The 14,844-nt window shown below is 57.5% G+C and carries 14 protein-coding genes; 11 read left to right on the plus strand and 3 right to left on the minus strand.

Annotated features, from left to right (window positions below):
- From J4E58_RS31395 to J4E58_RS31430, 8 genes are all read left to right on the plus strand, one after another.
- The coding region (locus J4E58_RS31395; protein WP_207255365.1) for an RHS repeat-associated core domain-containing protein at positions 1-823 on the plus strand (823 nt) is incomplete at its 5' end.
- A gap of 2 nt (positions 824-825) precedes the next feature.
- The gene (locus J4E58_RS31400; RefSeq protein WP_087092352.1) at positions 826-1,344 is read left to right on the plus strand and encodes an SMI1/KNR4 family protein; all 519 of its coding nucleotides are present in this window, start codon (positions 826-828) and stop codon (positions 1,342-1,344) included.
- 440 nt (positions 1,345-1,784) lie between these two features.
- Entirely contained in the window at positions 1,785-2,213 is a 429-nt protein-coding gene (locus J4E58_RS31405; protein ID WP_087092351.1) for an SMI1/KNR4 family protein, read from the plus strand.
- A 213-nt stretch (positions 2,214-2,426) separates the two neighbouring features.
- A complete protein-coding gene (locus J4E58_RS31410) occupies positions 2,427-2,873 on the plus strand; it encodes an SMI1/KNR4 family protein (RefSeq protein WP_087092350.1) in 447 nt (148 codons plus the stop codon).
- A 459-nt stretch (positions 2,874-3,332) separates the two neighbouring features.
- A complete protein-coding gene (locus J4E58_RS31415) occupies positions 3,333-3,677 on the plus strand; it encodes a hypothetical protein (protein ID WP_143481914.1) in 345 nt (114 codons plus the stop codon).
- Between the two features lie 191 nt (positions 3,678-3,868).
- Positions 3,869-4,432, plus strand: a complete 564-nt coding sequence (locus J4E58_RS31420) for a hypothetical protein (RefSeq protein WP_087092349.1) — start codon at positions 3,869-3,871, stop codon at positions 4,430-4,432.
- Positions 4,433-4,460: 28 nt separating this feature from the next.
- Positions 4,461-4,811: a hypothetical protein gene (locus J4E58_RS31425; protein ID WP_087092348.1), complete on the plus strand. Its 351-nt coding sequence runs from the start codon at positions 4,461-4,463 to the stop codon at positions 4,809-4,811.
- A 282-nt stretch (positions 4,812-5,093) separates the two neighbouring features.
- Positions 5,094-5,765, plus strand: coding sequence for a hypothetical protein (locus J4E58_RS31430; protein WP_007928953.1), 672 nt, complete (start codon positions 5,094-5,096; stop codon positions 5,763-5,765).
- A gap of 88 nt (positions 5,766-5,853) precedes the next feature.
- Here J4E58_RS31430 and J4E58_RS31435 read toward each other — a convergent pair whose 3' ends face one another.
- Positions 5,854-7,188 (minus strand): aryl-sulfate sulfotransferase, encoded by a 1,335-nt coding sequence (locus tag J4E58_RS31435; RefSeq protein ID WP_087092347.1) that lies wholly within the window; start codon positions 7,186-7,188, stop codon positions 5,854-5,856.
- Between the two features lie 64 nt (positions 7,189-7,252).
- Entirely contained in the window at positions 7,253-9,622 is a 2,370-nt protein-coding gene (locus tag J4E58_RS31440; RefSeq protein WP_087092346.1) for a TonB-dependent receptor, read from the minus strand.
- Between the two features lie 154 nt (positions 9,623-9,776).
- Between J4E58_RS31440 and J4E58_RS31445 the strand changes: the two genes are divergently transcribed.
- Together J4E58_RS31445 and J4E58_RS31450 are read left to right on the plus strand one after the other, a co-directional pair.
- Positions 9,777-10,721 carry a LysR family transcriptional regulator gene (locus J4E58_RS31445; protein WP_009041643.1) on the plus strand — a complete coding sequence of 315 codons (945 nt, stop codon included), beginning with the start codon at positions 9,777-9,779 and terminating at the stop codon, positions 10,719-10,721.
- Positions 10,722-10,943: 222 nt separating this feature from the next.
- The gene (locus J4E58_RS31450) at positions 10,944-12,560 is read left to right on the plus strand and encodes an alkaline phosphatase family protein (protein ID WP_087092345.1); all 1,617 of its coding nucleotides are present in this window, start codon (positions 10,944-10,946) and stop codon (positions 12,558-12,560) included.
- 272 nt (positions 12,561-12,832) lie between these two features.
- On the opposite strand, the gene J4E58_RS31455 is transcribed toward J4E58_RS31450, so the two are convergent.
- The gene (locus J4E58_RS31455; RefSeq protein ID WP_087092344.1) at positions 12,833-13,738 is read right to left on the minus strand and encodes a TauD/TfdA family dioxygenase; all 906 of its coding nucleotides are present in this window, start codon (positions 13,736-13,738) and stop codon (positions 12,833-12,835) included.
- 183 nt (positions 13,739-13,921) lie between these two features.
- Here J4E58_RS31455 and J4E58_RS31460 point away from each other — a divergent pair, with 183 nt between their 5' ends.
- On the plus strand, positions 13,922-14,842 hold the full coding sequence (locus tag J4E58_RS31460) for a LysR family transcriptional regulator (protein WP_007932927.1): 921 nt from the start codon (positions 13,922-13,924) through the stop codon (positions 14,840-14,842).
- Positions 14,843-14,844: the final 2 nt, after the last annotated feature.

A 14,844-nucleotide genomic window follows, 5' to 3' on the forward strand; every position in this document is an offset into this window, starting at 1 on the left:
GGGCACCTTCCGCCCCTTGGCCATGCTCGATGGCGAAGGCCCGGCCCAGGCCACGCCGTTCTACTACCAACTCGACCACCTCGGCACGCCGCAGGAATTGACCGCCTACAGCGGCGAAATCATGTGGTCGGCCAAGTACCGGGCGTATGGCAATCTGGCGGCGCTGGACGTTTCCGAAATCGACAACCCGCTGCGTTTCCAGGGCCAGTACTTCGATGCGGAAACCGGGCTGCACTACAACCGCCATCGCTACTACAATCCGAGCTCTGGACGTTTTTTGACCCCGGACCCGATCAAGTTGGCGGGGGGGTTGAACAACTACAAATATGTGCATAACCCAACAGGTTGGGTGGACCCATTAGGTTTAGATGAATGTCCAGGAGCATCTGGGGGCAAATCTCAAACTCCGGAGACCGGCCAAAATCCCCGCACACGACTCCCAAGGAACCAGGGCCGCTGGGGGGCGGATGGAAAGGGAAAACCAGGAGAAAGCCCTTGGTACTCTGACATTCCTGAGGTCAATGAAGTGACCAAAGGGGAGCCTATTCCTTTCGTCAACGGTCGTCCCGATTTTTCACAGTGGTCAAAAGGTACTGTAAAGTTCAAGCCTGGCGTACTAGATGGGACAGATCAGGATTTCAAAAAAGTATATGAAAGACTGAAAAAAGATCGAAACCTAAGAAGTGCCAATGCGGCCAGACTACTATTACGAAAAGCTGAGCTCACGCCACACCATCTTGACAAAGAGACCATACAGTTAATCCCGACAGGCCTACATGGAAACATCCCCCATATTGGCTCTGCTTCGGACATGAGGAATTAAATATGTCATATGACAAGATTTTAAATGAGCTCGGCGCCGAATCAATGTCCTTCGAGACAAAACAGCCCCGCAACGGCTTGCAGGATGGTAGCGAAATTTCAGAAGACCTGAAAAGGCTTTTAAGCAACTTCCAAACTGCTATAGTTTTCTCAAACGGAGCAAAATTTAAAACTCCTAAGAAAATGCCTATCGGAGACAATAACGGCTTCGTATATTTAGATATAATTTATGGCCTAGCTCCAGATTCAAACAACATCTACTACAAAAATGAAATGTACTCAAGCCAGATAAATAGAGCATTTTATACATTTGGAGAGTCTGGTGGTGGAGATCAGTTTTGCGTCAACAAAAAAACAGGAGAAGTCTATTATTGGTACCATGAAGCGAAAGATGATGCCTCTTCACTGTTTCTGATCGCCCCATCCTTTATTGACTTTTTCGAGCATCTTGTACCAGACAATGATGAAAGCGACTCAAAAGATGACGATGACGGGATAGTTAGTGCCGAGTTCAATTTTTAAGAATCGAAAAAAAGCTAATCGCCAATAACGCTCCTACACAGCAAGAAATAGTTTTTGGGAAAGAGGGGATGAGCAGTTAAAATCCCCTCAAACATCCTGCCTACAACAAAACCAAAAATCAAAATCCATCTAGCAAGCCATCTGCCACTAGTTAAAGAAAGACAATCTGCTTTTGGTGGCAGCAGAGACTTTTCCTACAGAACGCGTCGACTTCTGCCAACTTGTAGCCCCTCCTCTACCCAGATAGCATCTTTCAGTCGCTGCAAAATCAGTGACCGGTTTTGACAGACCGAATATGATCGAGACATGCAAATGTCGCTATGTGAACAGCTGGAGTTTTTTGTGCCTACCGCTTCTTATATGGCGGCTGTGCGTGGGGCTTCTTGTTCACCCAGGAAAAAATGGCTTTCCAGATAGGAAAACACCCCTAGGAGAAAAGCATGAAAATTAACTGGAGCTCTTTTGGGATTGAACAGAGTTCATCAGTTACCGATGACATAATCTCTCAGACACAAAAGCTATTGGGAGTAAGCTTTCCAAATTCATACTTGGATTTAGTCATCTACTCAGACAAGTCATCCCCAGAAACATCTTCATTTCCTTATGATGGAAATGAGAGTTGTATTAGTGAATTTTTTGAGTTCTCACCAGATATACGACCATATACCATAGCATGGTGTGTTCGCGCAGGAGGCACCGCTGGACTTCCTGCAGGCATAGTACCTATTGCACGGGACGCCGGTGATTATTTAGTATGTTTTAACTTCAACAGACCCTCTATAACCGTGGAAATTTTCGACCCAAACTCAAGCAGCCTTTACTTCGTAGCCAATAGTTTTGAAGAATTTGTTGGATTATGGACAGAGTAAGAAAATCGGCCTCTCGCCCAATAGAAAATAATGAAACAGTAAATATTAAAAATCGAGCCTGGTGAACGACCTGTTCACTGTTGTCGATTGGATAGCGATCTCAAGCTGGCGGGGATTGAATTACCAGTAGGAGTCTAAACCTTTGGGTAGGTGGATTCGTTGAGGAAAGGCTTGCTGGAAAGAACGGACTAAGGATTTCGAATGAGGTGATTTATGTACGACTATCAGTCACTAATACAAAAAATAGACTCTTCGGACGAAGAAACATTCTGGTTCGGCGCAGCAAGCAAGGACCAAATACAAAAACTGGAAAACCTACTACAGCTTAGCTTCCCTGAAGACTTTTCAGCATTCTTAGAGGTTTGCGGTGGCGGCGGCGTAGTCGAATCAGAAATATGTGGAATTGAAAAAAACGATGCGACTCTAGCTAGAGGGGGCACCATCAACTACAGCACCAACTACTGCAGATCTGACTATAATCTACCCGCAGATTTAGCTGTCATTTTTCTAAAAGATGATGAGATTTGTTGGGCAATCAACTGCTCCCCTCACGGTAAAGGGAAAGTTGTTAGCTACAATATTTTCCGTAAACAAATTGAAAAAACACTAGCTGAAAACTTCTATAGCTTCTTTAAACACTACATAGAAATTAGGGCGTAAAATTTCATACCTACGTTATTTCGCAACCTTATGTGGCAACGTAGGTACAAAAAATAGAAGCTTTTGTGTTAACAAATCTTCCTAAGCTCTCGTCCGAAGTACATAAGATTACTTTTAGAGTTTTCCTACAAATCAAATCGAGTTTTGCCAGCTTGTAAATGTTTAACCCAGTATATAGCATCTTCAAGCCGCTGCGAAATCATTGACAAGAGTGCGAAAGCCCTTTTAAAACTAGATAAAAGACCAAACATACCCCAGAAATGGGTAGAGTTGTTTTGGGGCATCTAAAGTTTCGAGAAGATAACGAAAGAAGCGCAGACACGTTCTAATCGGCCATTTAAGCTTTAATATAGGCACTCATCCAAGGGTTGACACCACATATAGAACATGCAACATCCACCTATAGTGACGAGCGCAATCACATGTATCGAATCTTTGGAAAACAATGGCAAAAGTGAAATGAAAATAAAATTAGAATACAACCTTCAAGCCATTCGTGTGCCAAGCGGATGGACAATAACCATAAACAACCTGTTCGAAGTTGAGCTAACAGAGAAGACGTCCGACTGGTACAGCAACTCCGTACTCATTGGTGGAGTGCGGAGAAGCACTGGCCATTGTTTTGATGCAAAATTGGAACCAGAAGGAGACCCCTTCGGAGATTTTGTAGTTGACTTCCTGACTATAAAGCATGACAACCGTGGAAAGCCAATAAGAAATTCTGAAGAATATATATGTGAATTTAGAACAAAGAGTAAAAGCGAGTTAATAGCCAAAATTGAAAATTACATGCTAGAAGCATGATCTCGCGGCATCAAAAAACTCTCAATTCACCATTATCCAACACCAGTTAAATCCCACCCACTCTTCAGGAAAATCAATTTAAATCCATGTACATAAATAAAACCCCAAAAACCGAGTCCGCTTCATACATTGGAGGGAAACCAGTCATCCCCCAAGGAATGAGCATACCCAAAAGCCCAAATGGCAGTTTGATGAGCTTTTACTTCACGCTGCAATTTCCAGAGGCTCACTCACTACATGGCCACACACTAAGTATTTTTGCCGCGACTGAGGATTTCAACGAAGACTATACGATTCCTGAAATGCTCAAAGTCCCGCTATCGGGGGCGATAATTCCAGATAACTTTTTAAGCTATTACCAAAAATACTTTGCGGTCTTTCTTTTCAGGAGTGAAGATAAAACCTATGCAAGTGACTACCCGATACGGATCGCAATGACTCCCTTAGCATTTAGCCACAGTAAAGGCAGTAATGTGTTCGGGTGGGCTGGTGATAAGCCCAAGTGGCTCATGGGTGATGAGACACCGGCCCAGTACAAGGGAGCAGCCTTGGACTTTTTATTGCAAGTACATGGAGAGCAATCATTTCCGATTGTTGACACCGCCCCTGCACAACAAGAAATGGATATTTTTGGCAAAAGCAAGTCCCGAACAAAAAGAAACTATACGTTATTCAACCAGAACGAAATCTACTTCTTTGGAAGTAGAACAGAAAAAATTGATGACCGTATCTACATAATCACACAGTGCGACTGATATAAAACTCAACTAGTAATGCAGACCAATGAATAGACTGACGCTCAGGCAAAAAAACATTATCCACAATTGCCTACTTGACCTTAGAGATTCTTCCTCCCTGACCACTCCAAGTTTTCTACCTACAACGCTAGACAAGCTCGTGACCTCAGAGGGTTTCGGCATTGACATGTCGGGAATTTATCTCAGTACTGATGAGGACTTTGAAACCATCCCCGAATACCTGAAAGAAGGAATAGCATTCGAGTTCATGGGCGAGCACGTAGTGCTTTCATTTTCTGACGGAGCCTCCGTCATCAGCAACTGGTGCGACAATAACGCCATATCAGATCGTGAAAGCATTTTGCTAAAATGCAAAATATTGAAAGCAAAATTCTAAACGGAAGATTAGTCAGTAATAAACATCAAGCTCGCATCGATAATCGCGATGCGTTCAGGCAAAAGCTGGTCGCTGAGACTGACGGGAACACGACCGTAGCTGCCTCTGCAAACGGCTTATGCTTCCCCCGCAGGCCATGCTCGACGGGAGTCCCGCTCACAAGCCAAGCCGTCCTTCAATACGCCCCCCTGTCGGACCTACTGCTCCCCCTACCCCATTTGTTTATTCCCGCGCTCATCCGTCTAATCCCTATCCCATCCACCGCAACACAACGAAGCCCTCATGACTCGATACATGCTTTACCCGCTATTCCTGTTTTCCCTTCTGCTCACCGGCTGCGCCACCAAGTTCGACGTCGCGCTCAATGGCACGCCGGATCCGGACTATCAATTTGATCGGCAGGCGCTGGTGCTGGTGACGGCCACGACGGGGAATGACGAGAATTCGCTGAATGCCCGTTATTACCTGCGCGATATGGTCAATGCGTTGAAGGACCAGGGGTTCCGCGAGGTGTTTACCGAGGCGTCGCTGCCCAAGAAGCATGCGCCGATCAAGATGACGGTCAGCCTTGATATCCATAGCAAGCAAGTCACTTACCGCTACACCGCCACCGACTACGGCCAGGTGCAGAACAGCACTTCCACGGTGTGCAAGGATGGCAAGAAAAAGAAGGAAAAGCTGGTCTGCACCAGCACGCCCAATACGTCTTATGGTCCGGTAGGCACCTCGGAACGCACCGGCTACACCACCCTGTCGACCTTTACCGCGACGGCCCGGGACGAAACCACTCGGCGTGCGGTGTATCTGCTGCGGGTGTCCTCTTATAACGAGGATTGCCAGAACGGCAAGGTCGAGGCCTTCCTGGTGGAACAAGGCCTGCAGAACCTGGATTTCCGCGACCGCGTACAGCGCAATTACACGGTCACCATGCCTGAAAATTACAGCTGCAAATAAGCCTGTAGAGACCTCGCGATGCGCCGTCTGAACCGGCGCTATCGCGAGCGAGCCTTTATAGGTAACCCAGAGCCACGCAGCAGTTGGATCAACGGCTGGCATTAGTCGGTTGCAAAGCCGCCGTCGGCGTAATCACCGCTGCTTCCGAACGTGGCGTGCCTTGTGGCACCCAGTCATAGCTCACCGGCAATGCGCGGTACACCCAGTTGCTGATGGCGTCGCTGCCCGGGGCCTTGCCGAGGAACGGGCTGACGTATTCCCAGACGTTTTCGCCGCTTGCCGTGACCTGGAAGAAGCGGCCGTTCATGCCTTCATCGATCAGGGTATTGCCGTTGGGCAGGCGTCGGGCGCTGCTGATGAACGAGCTGTAGAAGGCCCAGCCCGGCTGCCTGGAACTGGCGGCGCTGTACTGCCAGACGATCTGTTGGGTCACGGGGTCGATCTCCAGCACCCGCGAGCCGGAAATCAGCCCCAATGGCACCGAGGGGTAGCCGGCCGTGCCCTGGTTGTCGAACACCAGCAGGTTGCCCGCGCCCGGCAGGCCGGCGGGGATGATGTGGGCATCGTGCTGGCCAACGAACTGGTCCACCGGGCGCGGCAAGGTCGCCGGCGCTCGCGGGTTGAGGGTCGGCAGGTTGGGGCCGAGGCGCCAGACCACCTTGCCGCTCTGCTTGTCGATGATGGCGATGAAGTTGGCGTTGCGGGAGTCGAACAGCAGGTTGTCCGGGGCGAAGCGTTTGTCGCCGGCGTCGAACCACTTGTTCGGGCCGACCACGCTGAGGTTGTTGATGTGCAGGTAGTCCGGGTCCTTGGTGGCCCGCACCAGCTTCAACTGCTCCGGGGTGAAGCCGAATTCCTTGAGGTGTTCGGAGGCCAGCCACTGCCATTTCACCTCGCCCTCGGGGCTGACTTCGTAGATCACGTCATCGATCACTTGCGGCACCTTGAAATCCGCCACCGCATGCACCTTGTTGGCCAGCACCAGGGTGTTGCCATTGCTCAGGCGGCGCTGGTCATGATGCTGCTGGGCCGCGCCGCCAGGCGCCTGGTCGCCCCATTGCCAGACCACCTTGCCATCCCAGCCCAGCTCGCCGACGCTCTGGTTGCCCAGGCCGTTGCCGGCCGAGCCGAGTTTGCCGGGGTCCTTTTCGCTCAGCTGCAACAGCACCCGGCCACGCGCGCCGCCCACCAGCTGCGGGTCGATGATCGCCGAAGGAAAGCCGGCCTGGGGCCAGGTTTTCACCTCGTTGCCATTCATGTCGATCAGGTGGGTTTTCTTGTCCGCGCCACTGAAGATCACGTACTGATTGAAGGCCTTGGCCGGGTCGTAACGGGTCACGCCGGTGGGGTAGACGCTGGGGGCGGCGAAGGCCCCGGCACTGAATGACAGCAGCAGGGGCAACACGGGCTTGAGGTTCAACATGGTGGAACTCCTGTTCAGGTCGAACCGCGCCGCGGAACCCGGCGCGGGTTGCAAATGAGGGTGTTCAGAAGTCGTAGCGGCCGGTCACGCCAAGGGTCCGCGGCGTGCCGAGCAAACCTTCGTAGCCGCCATTCCCCCCCGACCACAGCGTGGTGTAGTAGGTCTTGTCGAAGGCGTTTTTCAGCCACAGCGACACGTCCCACTGTCCCTGCTCATAGTTGCCACGTAGCCCGGTGGAGAGGTTGACCACCGCGTAGCTGGGGATCTGGCCGTAGTCGGAATCCTCGACGGTGCCGACGGCCTTGGAGCGGAAGGCGTAGCTGCCGGTGACGTAGGGTTCGAGGCCGTTGTCCAGGTTCCATTGGTATTCGCCGTTGGCGTTGCCGATCCATTTCGAGGCGCCGACCACCTGGTGGCCGCTGAGGTCGCAGGAGGCCGGGGCGCCCGCGCGCAGGCTGACTTCAGGCGGGCATGGCGCATCCTTGTAGGACAGGTAGCGCACGTCGTTGTAGGAGCCGTTGAGGTTGAGGGTCAGGCCACGGATGGGGATCAGCGTGCTTTCGATTTCCACGCCCCGTGAGCGCACCGAGCCGGCGTTGGTCAGGTACTGCACGCGGTTGTTGGCGTCGTAGGCGTTGGTCTGGTAGCCGTTGACCTGGGTCCAGAACAGGTTGGCGTTGAGTTGCAGGCGCTTGTCCCACAGGGTGCTCTTGAAGCCCAGTTCGGCGTTGTTGGCGCGCTCGGTGCCGATCAGCAGCGAGTCGGCGCCAGCGGTGGGCGCCGAGCCGACCGCAAGGTTGACCCCGCCGGACTTCTCGCCGTGGGACAGGGTGGCGTAGCCCAGCAGGTCGTCAGTGAAGCGGTAGCTGAGGTTGAGCAGGCCCGAGGGGCTGGTGCTGTACTGGTTGAGGTCGCCGGAGTCGTAGGCCCCGGCCCGTCCGCGCCGCGCCGTGGCCGCGGCACCGGTCACCGCGGCGCCCCCCACTGGCGCATTGCGGGTCACCCAGGCGCTTTTCTCTTCATAGGTGCCGCGCAGGCCGGCGGTGAAATCCAGGCGCTCGGTGAGGTGCCAGGTGCCCTGGGCGAACAGCGCGAAACTGTCGGTGCGGATATGCCCGTTGCCGATGCTGGTGACGTTGTTCAGGGCGCCGGTGGGCGTGCCGTTCCAGATGTCCGCCTTGGGTCCGTAATAGCTGAAGGATTTGTTATCCAGGTCGGAGCCGAAGTAGTAGGCGCCGAGCACGTAGTCGAAGAACCCGCCCGTGGGCGAGGCCAGGCGGAACTCCTGGGACCACTGTTTATCCTCCACCGAGACCCCGGCGTTATAGCTGGCCGGCACGTTGAGCCCGTCGTCGTTGCGCGGGGTGAAGTCCCACCAGCGGTAAGAGCTGACCGAAGTCAGGGTGAAGTCGCTGGGCAGGGTCCAGTTGGCCTCCAGGGAGGTGCCGCCCTGGAACACCGTGACATGCTGATCGTTGTCCAGGTTGACCTTGCGGTGCGTGCCATCGACCAGGGTGGCGCCGGCCGCAGTGGCCCGCGACTGGTACTGGTTGACGCCATTGATGGTCGGCCCGGTGCTGTACAGCACCCGGGTGCCGGCACTGGAGTCCTCTTCGTTGTAATCGCCGATCCAGCGCAGGTTGAAGTTCTCGTTGGGCTTGAACAGCAGCTGGCCACGAAAGCCCTGGCGCGAGCCGCCGTTGAGGTCATGGCCGTCGTGTTGGTTCTTGATATCGCCGTCGCTGCGGGTGCGATAGGCCGAGAAACGCCCGGCCAGCTCGTCGTTCAGCGGCCCGGAAATAGTGCCCTTCGTCTGGAAGTAGCCGTCCTCGCCCACCGAGGTCTCGATGCTGCGCTCGGGGGTGAAGCTCGGCGCGCGGGTGCTGATGTTGATCACCCCGGCGGTGGTGTTCTTGCCGAACAGCGTGCCCTGGGGACCGCGCAGTACTTCCAGTTGCTCGATGTCCATCAGGTCGAACACCGCCATGCCCGGCCGCCCCAGGTAGACGTTGTCGATGTACAGCCCGACGCTGCCTTCCAGGCCGTCGCTGGCCGGGTTGTTGCCCAGGCCGCGGATCGACACGCTGGACTGGCGCGCGTGCATGTAGGCGACGTTGACGCTCGGCACCAGCTGCTGCAGATCCTGGATGCGATAGACCCGCTGGCTCTCCAGGGCCTGGCCACCGATCACGCTCATCGGCGTCGGCACGTCCTGGGCGCTCTCCTCGCGGCGCCGCGCGGTCACGGTCACGGTTTCCAGCTGGCCGCTGGCGGCGGTCCGGGCGGCATCGGCCTTGGCCGGGGCTTCGGCGGGCGTTTCGGCTTGCGCGGCATAGCCGTGGGACCAGCCGGCGCTACCGGCCAGCAGCAGGGCCAGCGGCAAGCGCTTGAGCCGTCGGGGCGAAGTGGGGGAGGCAAGGTTCAACGGGCTCATGGGCGGCTCCTGGGCAAAAAACAGACTGATCCGTATATTCTTTTAAGTTATTTATTTATGTTTTTAATAAGATTTACGGAATAAGAGATTGCCTTTATAAAGAGTCGACCTAATGCATAGCCAATGCATTTCCCCGATATTTTCAATGTGAAAAATGCATATCGATCTGCGCCAGCTCCGTCACTTCATCGCCCTCGCCGAACAGCGCAGCTTTGTCGCGGCCGCCTTGGCGGTGAACCTGTCGCAATCGGCCTTCAGCCGCAGCATTCAGGCCCTGGAGCACAGCGTCGGCTGTCAGCTGGTGGATCGCGGGCGCAAGGACCTGGCACCGACCAAACAGGGGCTGGTGCTGCTCGAACATGCGCGGAGGCTGGTCAGCGGCGCGCAGCAACTGGCCAACGAGATCAGCCAGTTCAACGGCCTGGAGGCCGGCGAACTGCGCTTCGGTTGCGGGCCGGCGCCAGCGGCAGGCTTGATCCCGCGGGCCATCGGCAGCTTTATCGGGCGTTACCCCAAGGCCCGGGTGCAATTCCAGGTAGATGACTGGCAAACCCTGAGCAAACGCCTGCTCAGCGAAGAGTTCGAATTTTTCGTCGCCGACACCCGGCAATTCGAAGCCAACCCGGATTACCTGACCCAGCGCCTGCGCCCGCGCAAATGGCATTTCTGCTGCCGCGCCGGGCACCCGCTGGCCGAGCAGGAAAGCGTCACCGCCGCCGAGCTGATGAGTTACCCGCTGGCCGCGACCATCCGCCCGCCGAACCTGCGCAAGGTCGTGGTCGATCTCAGCGGCCGGCCGGATTTCGTCCCGAATGTGGAATGCGAGAACAGCTATAGCCTGCTCGGCGTGGTGATGCGCTCGGATGCGATCGGCATCATCGGCGCCTACAGCGATGCGCTGCACAATGCCCGGGGCGAGCTGGTGTGCCTGAAGGTCGAAGGCCTGGCCGACGACCTGGAGGAGTTGTACACCCGCTACGGCATCGTCAGCCGCGCAGGCTATCGGCTGTCGCCGCTGGCCGAGGCGATGATCGAGGAGATCAAGCGCACCGACGCGCTGGATGAGGATCTGTGTTCGCTGGAAAATTTCGCGGTCTGAAACACCGCACCTGTAGCCGCTGCCGCAGGCTGCGATAAGGCCGCAGGCCTTCAGCGATATTGAAATCGCCGCGCCCCTTCGGTGCGATCGCAGCCTTCGGCAGCGGCTACAGGGGTCGCCTTGGCCCATGCACATCACGCATGAAAAGCATGCGCCAAATGCGCTTGTCGGAACGCCCCGCGACAGCGAAAACCCTCACCTGTCTTTCGATCGGTGAAGCCCATGTCCAACCCCATCCAACCCGTGCGCAACGTGCTGTACATCATGTGCGACCAGCTGCGTCGCGATTACCTGTCGTGCTACGGCCACCCCCACCTGCACACGCCGAACATCGACCGCCTGGCCGCCGCCGGCGTGCGCTTCAGCCGCGCCTACACCCAGGGCACCATCTGCGGGCCGTCGCGGATGTCGGCCTACACCGGGCGTTATGTCAGCAGCCACCAGGTGGCGTGGAACGCCGTGCCGCTACCCCTGGAAGAGCTGACCATCGGCGACTACCTGAGCCCCCACGGCATCCGCACCGCGCTGGTGGGCAAGACCCACGCCACGCCCAATCTCGATGCCTTGCAGCGCCTGGCGATCGACCCCGAGAGCCAGCAGGCCGAGGCCCTCAACGAGGTCGGTTTCGAACCCTATCTGCGCCACGACGGGATCTTCCCCGACAGCCCGCTGTTCGACGACAAACGCGAGTCGGCGCCCTACACCCATTACCTGCGCGAACAGGGCTACCAGGGGCGCAACCCCTGGCACGACTGGGCCAACGCCGCCGCAGGTGAACAGGGTGAAATCCTCAGCGGCTGGAAAATGCGCAACGCCCACCTGCCGGCCCGCGTCCCCGAGCAGCATTCGGAGACCGTCTACACCACCGACCGCGCCCTCGACTTCATCCAAGAGCAGGGCGAGCAGCCCTGGTGCCTGCACCTGTCCTATATCAAGCCGCACTGGCCCTATATCGCGCCGGCGCCCTACCACGCGCTGTACACGGCCGAGCAGGTGATCGCCCCGGTGCGCGCCGCCGCCGACGAGGCCAGCGACCACCCGGTGTATGCCGCCTTTCGCCAGCATCAGGAGAGCCAGAACTTCTCCCGCGACGAAGTGCGCCTGAACGTGGTGCCGACCTATATGGGCCTGATCAAGCAGGTGGACGATCAGCTCGGCCGCCTGTTCGATTTCCTGCAAAGCAGCGGGCGCTGGGACGACACCCTGATCGTGTTCACCAGCGACCACGGCGACTTTCTCGGCGATCACTGGCTGGGGGAAAAGGAGTTCCTGCTGGAACCGGCCGTGGGCGTGCCACTGATCGTGCGCGACCCACGGGCGGCGGCGGATATCAGCCGCGGCACGCTGGACGAGCGCCTGGTGGAAACCATCGATGCCCTGCCGACCTTTCTCGACGCCCTGGGGCTGCCCGGCGCCGAACACCGGCTGGAAGGCCGCTCGCTGATCCCACTGTTGCACGGCACGGCGGGCGACTGGCGCCGCTACGCCATCAGCGAATACGACTACGCGTTCCAGGCCCCGGCCCGCGAACGCCTGGCCCAGCCCATCGACCGCTGCCGCATGACCATGGTGCGCAGCGAGCGCTGGAAATACCTGGCCTACGACGGCTTCCGCCCGCAGCTGTTCGACCTCTACAACGACCCCCAGGAACTGCGCGACCTCGGCGCCGACCCGGCCTATGCGGCGGTGCGCGAGGAGCACCTGGGGTATCTGTTCGACTGGCTGCGCGGGCTGAAGCGGCGGACCACCATCAGCCACGAAGAGATCGACCTGCGCGGGCAACGCTTTCGTTATGGCGAACCGGAGGCGGAAAAGGTGGTACAGATCGGGGTGTGGTGAGGACGCCGCTGCGCGGCTGATCGCGAGCAGCTCGCTCCTACAGGGGCACGGCATTGCGCCTTTCTGTAGGAGCGAGCTTGCTCGCGAAAAGTGAGGCGGCGGCTTCGCGGGCTCGATTGCCGGCGAAAAATTTCAAACCCACCGCGCACTCCTGTAGCCGCTGCCGCAGGCTGCGATAAGGCCGCAGGCCTTCGGCGATCCTGAAACCGCCGCGCCCCTTCGGGTCGATCGCAGCCTGCGGCAGCGGCTACAGAGAATCGTGGGCGCCTCTGTCACAGCCCCTTGATGGTCTGGCTACGCTGCCCGTGCACACCCACCGGCACGTCGCCCTTGAGGGTCACGCGGCGGACCACGCGGTCCTGGGTGCCGTAGTCGTCGACCGCGTAATGCTGGGTCGAACGGTTGTCCCAGATCGCCACGTCACCGGCGGTCCAGCGCCAGCGCACGGTGTTTTCCAGACGCGTGACATGGCTTTGCAACAGGTTGAACAGGTGCGCCGAATCGGCCTGGGTGTAGCCCTTGATGCGTTTGACGAAATGCCCGAGCACCAGGCTCTTCTCGCCGCTCACCGGGTGCACGCGCACCAGCGGGTGCTCGGTCTCGTAGACGGTGGAGGTGAACACCTTGCGGTAGCGCTCCAGCTTCTCCACCGACACGTCCGGCTTGGCCCCGGCGTAGTCGTATTCGTTGCTGTGCACCGCCCAGAGCTTGTCCGCCAGCTCGCGCAACTCCGCCGGCAGTTCGTTGTAGGCGGTGGCGGTGTTGGCCCAGACCGTATCGCCACCGGAGGCCGGCGCCACCACCGAACGCAGGATCGAGGCCTTCGGGTAGGCATCGACGAAGGTCACGTCGGTGTGCCAGGAGTTGGCGCGCTGGCCCTCGGCGCCGTCCAGTTCGAGCAGGTAACGGGTGCCGTCGCGCACCGGTACGGTGGGGTGCGCCACCGGCTCGCCGAGCAGGTGGGAGAAGGCTTCCTGGCTCTGGTCGTCGAGGTGAGCCTGGCCACGGAAGAAGATCACCTTGTAGTCCACCAGCGCCTGCTGGATGGCTTCGACCGTGGCGGCGTCCAGCTCGCCGGAGAGTTGCACGCCACGGATCTCGGCGCCGATACGGCCGGCCACCGGGTGGATCTCAAGCGCATGAACAGCGGGTTTAACGGCTAGTGCGGCATTGCTCATCGGGTAGACCCTCGTCTGACTGCTTACGGTTGAGCGGCAGCGAAACAACGCTCTATCTATATTCACTTTAGATCTAATAGATATTCACATGCTTCGTTGACGGAATAAGAGCTTGCATTTAAAACCTCATTCCTCACTCGTCGCAAATGCCTTCGGGCTATTTTTCGGATGCCGGGAAAGCATATGGATCTTCGCCAATTGCGTTACTTCATCGCCCTCAACGAACACCGCAGTTTTGTCCGCGCGGCCGACGCCATGGGCATCACTCAGCCGGCCTTCAGCCGCAGCATCCAGGGCCTGGAGCAGGAGTTCGGCTGCGTGCTGGTGGACCGTGGCAACAAGGATTTGCGTCCCACCCCGGAAGGCCAGGTGGTGTTGCAGCACGCCCTGAGCCTGGTGCAGGGCGCGGCCTTGCTGAGCAGCGAAGTGACGCAGATGACCAAGCTCGACGCCGGCGAACTGCGCTTCGGTTGCGGTCCGGCGCCGGCGGTGAAACTGGTGCCCGACGCGGTGGCGCAATTCACCGGCATCCACCCCAAGGTGCGCATCTGCCTGGAGGTGGATAACTGGGAAAAACTCAGCCGCAGCCTGAGCCGCGAAGAGATCGAATTCTTTATCGCCGACATCCGCCATTTCGAAGCCGACCCGAACTTCCAGACCCAGCCCCTGACGCCCAAGCGCGGGGTGTTTTTCTGCCGCCCGGGGCACCCGCTGCTGGCCAAGGAAAGCCTGTCGACCAACGACATGTTCGACTACCCGCTGGCCACCACGCTGATCCCGCCGGGAATCCGCAAGCTGCTGGCCAACCTCAGCGGGCGCATCGACTTTTCCCCGACCATCCAGACCGAACATTTCCCGGCGCTGGTGAAGATCGTGCGCCAGTCCAATGCGATTGGCGTGGGCACCGAAGAGGCCTTCGTCGAGGACATCGAACAGGGCTCCCTGGCGCTGCTGCACTGGCGCAACCTGCCGCAGAACATCGAGAGCATGAACGCCCGCTGCGGCATCGTCAGCCGCACGGGATTTCGCCTGTCGCCGGCAGCCCGCAAGATGATCGAAGTGCTGGTGGCGGTGGATCGGCAGCAGGTCAGCATGGCGTCCTAGGA

Origin of the sequence: Pseudomonas sp. FW305-25 (genome assembly GCF_017351415.1) — a bacterium.
Classification (GTDB): Bacteria; Pseudomonadota; Gammaproteobacteria; order Pseudomonadales; family Pseudomonadaceae; genus Aquipseudomonas; species Aquipseudomonas chlororaphis.

What these genes read in the sequence shown, in the direction of transcription:
- J4E58_RS31450 (WP_087092345.1), top strand. Translation starts at nt 10,944, where the DNA reads ATGTCCAACCCCATCCAACCCGTGCGCAACGTGCTGTACATCATGTGC.
- J4E58_RS31460 (WP_007932927.1), top strand. Translation starts at nt 13,922, where the DNA reads ATGGATCTTCGCCAATTGCGTTACTTCATCGCCCTCAACGAACACCGC.
- J4E58_RS31455 (WP_087092344.1), bottom strand. Translation starts at nt 13,738, where the DNA reads ATGAGCAATGCCGCACTAGCCGTTAAACCCGCTGTTCATGCGCTTGAG.
- J4E58_RS31405 (WP_087092351.1), top strand. Translation starts at nt 1,785, where the DNA reads ATGAAAATTAACTGGAGCTCTTTTGGGATTGAACAGAGTTCATCAGTT.
- J4E58_RS31420 (WP_087092349.1), top strand. Translation starts at nt 3,869, where the DNA reads ATGAGCTTTTACTTCACGCTGCAATTTCCAGAGGCTCACTCACTACAT.
- J4E58_RS31445 (WP_009041643.1), top strand. Translation starts at nt 9,777, where the DNA reads ATGCATATCGATCTGCGCCAGCTCCGTCACTTCATCGCCCTCGCCGAA.
- J4E58_RS31415 (WP_143481914.1), top strand. Translation starts at nt 3,333, where the DNA reads ATGAAAATAAAATTAGAATACAACCTTCAAGCCATTCGTGTGCCAAGC.
- J4E58_RS31425 (WP_087092348.1), top strand. Translation starts at nt 4,461, where the DNA reads ATGAATAGACTGACGCTCAGGCAAAAAAACATTATCCACAATTGCCTA.
- J4E58_RS31440 (WP_087092346.1), bottom strand. Translation starts at nt 9,622, where the DNA reads ATGAGCCCGTTGAACCTTGCCTCCCCCACTTCGCCCCGACGGCTCAAG.
- J4E58_RS31410 (WP_087092350.1), top strand. Translation starts at nt 2,427, where the DNA reads ATGTACGACTATCAGTCACTAATACAAAAAATAGACTCTTCGGACGAA.
- J4E58_RS31430 (WP_007928953.1), top strand. Translation starts at nt 5,094, where the DNA reads ATGACTCGATACATGCTTTACCCGCTATTCCTGTTTTCCCTTCTGCTC.
- J4E58_RS31400 (WP_087092352.1), top strand. Translation starts at nt 826, where the DNA reads ATGTCATATGACAAGATTTTAAATGAGCTCGGCGCCGAATCAATGTCC.
- J4E58_RS31435 (WP_087092347.1), bottom strand. Translation starts at nt 7,188, where the DNA reads ATGTTGAACCTCAAGCCCGTGTTGCCCCTGCTGCTGTCATTCAGTGCC.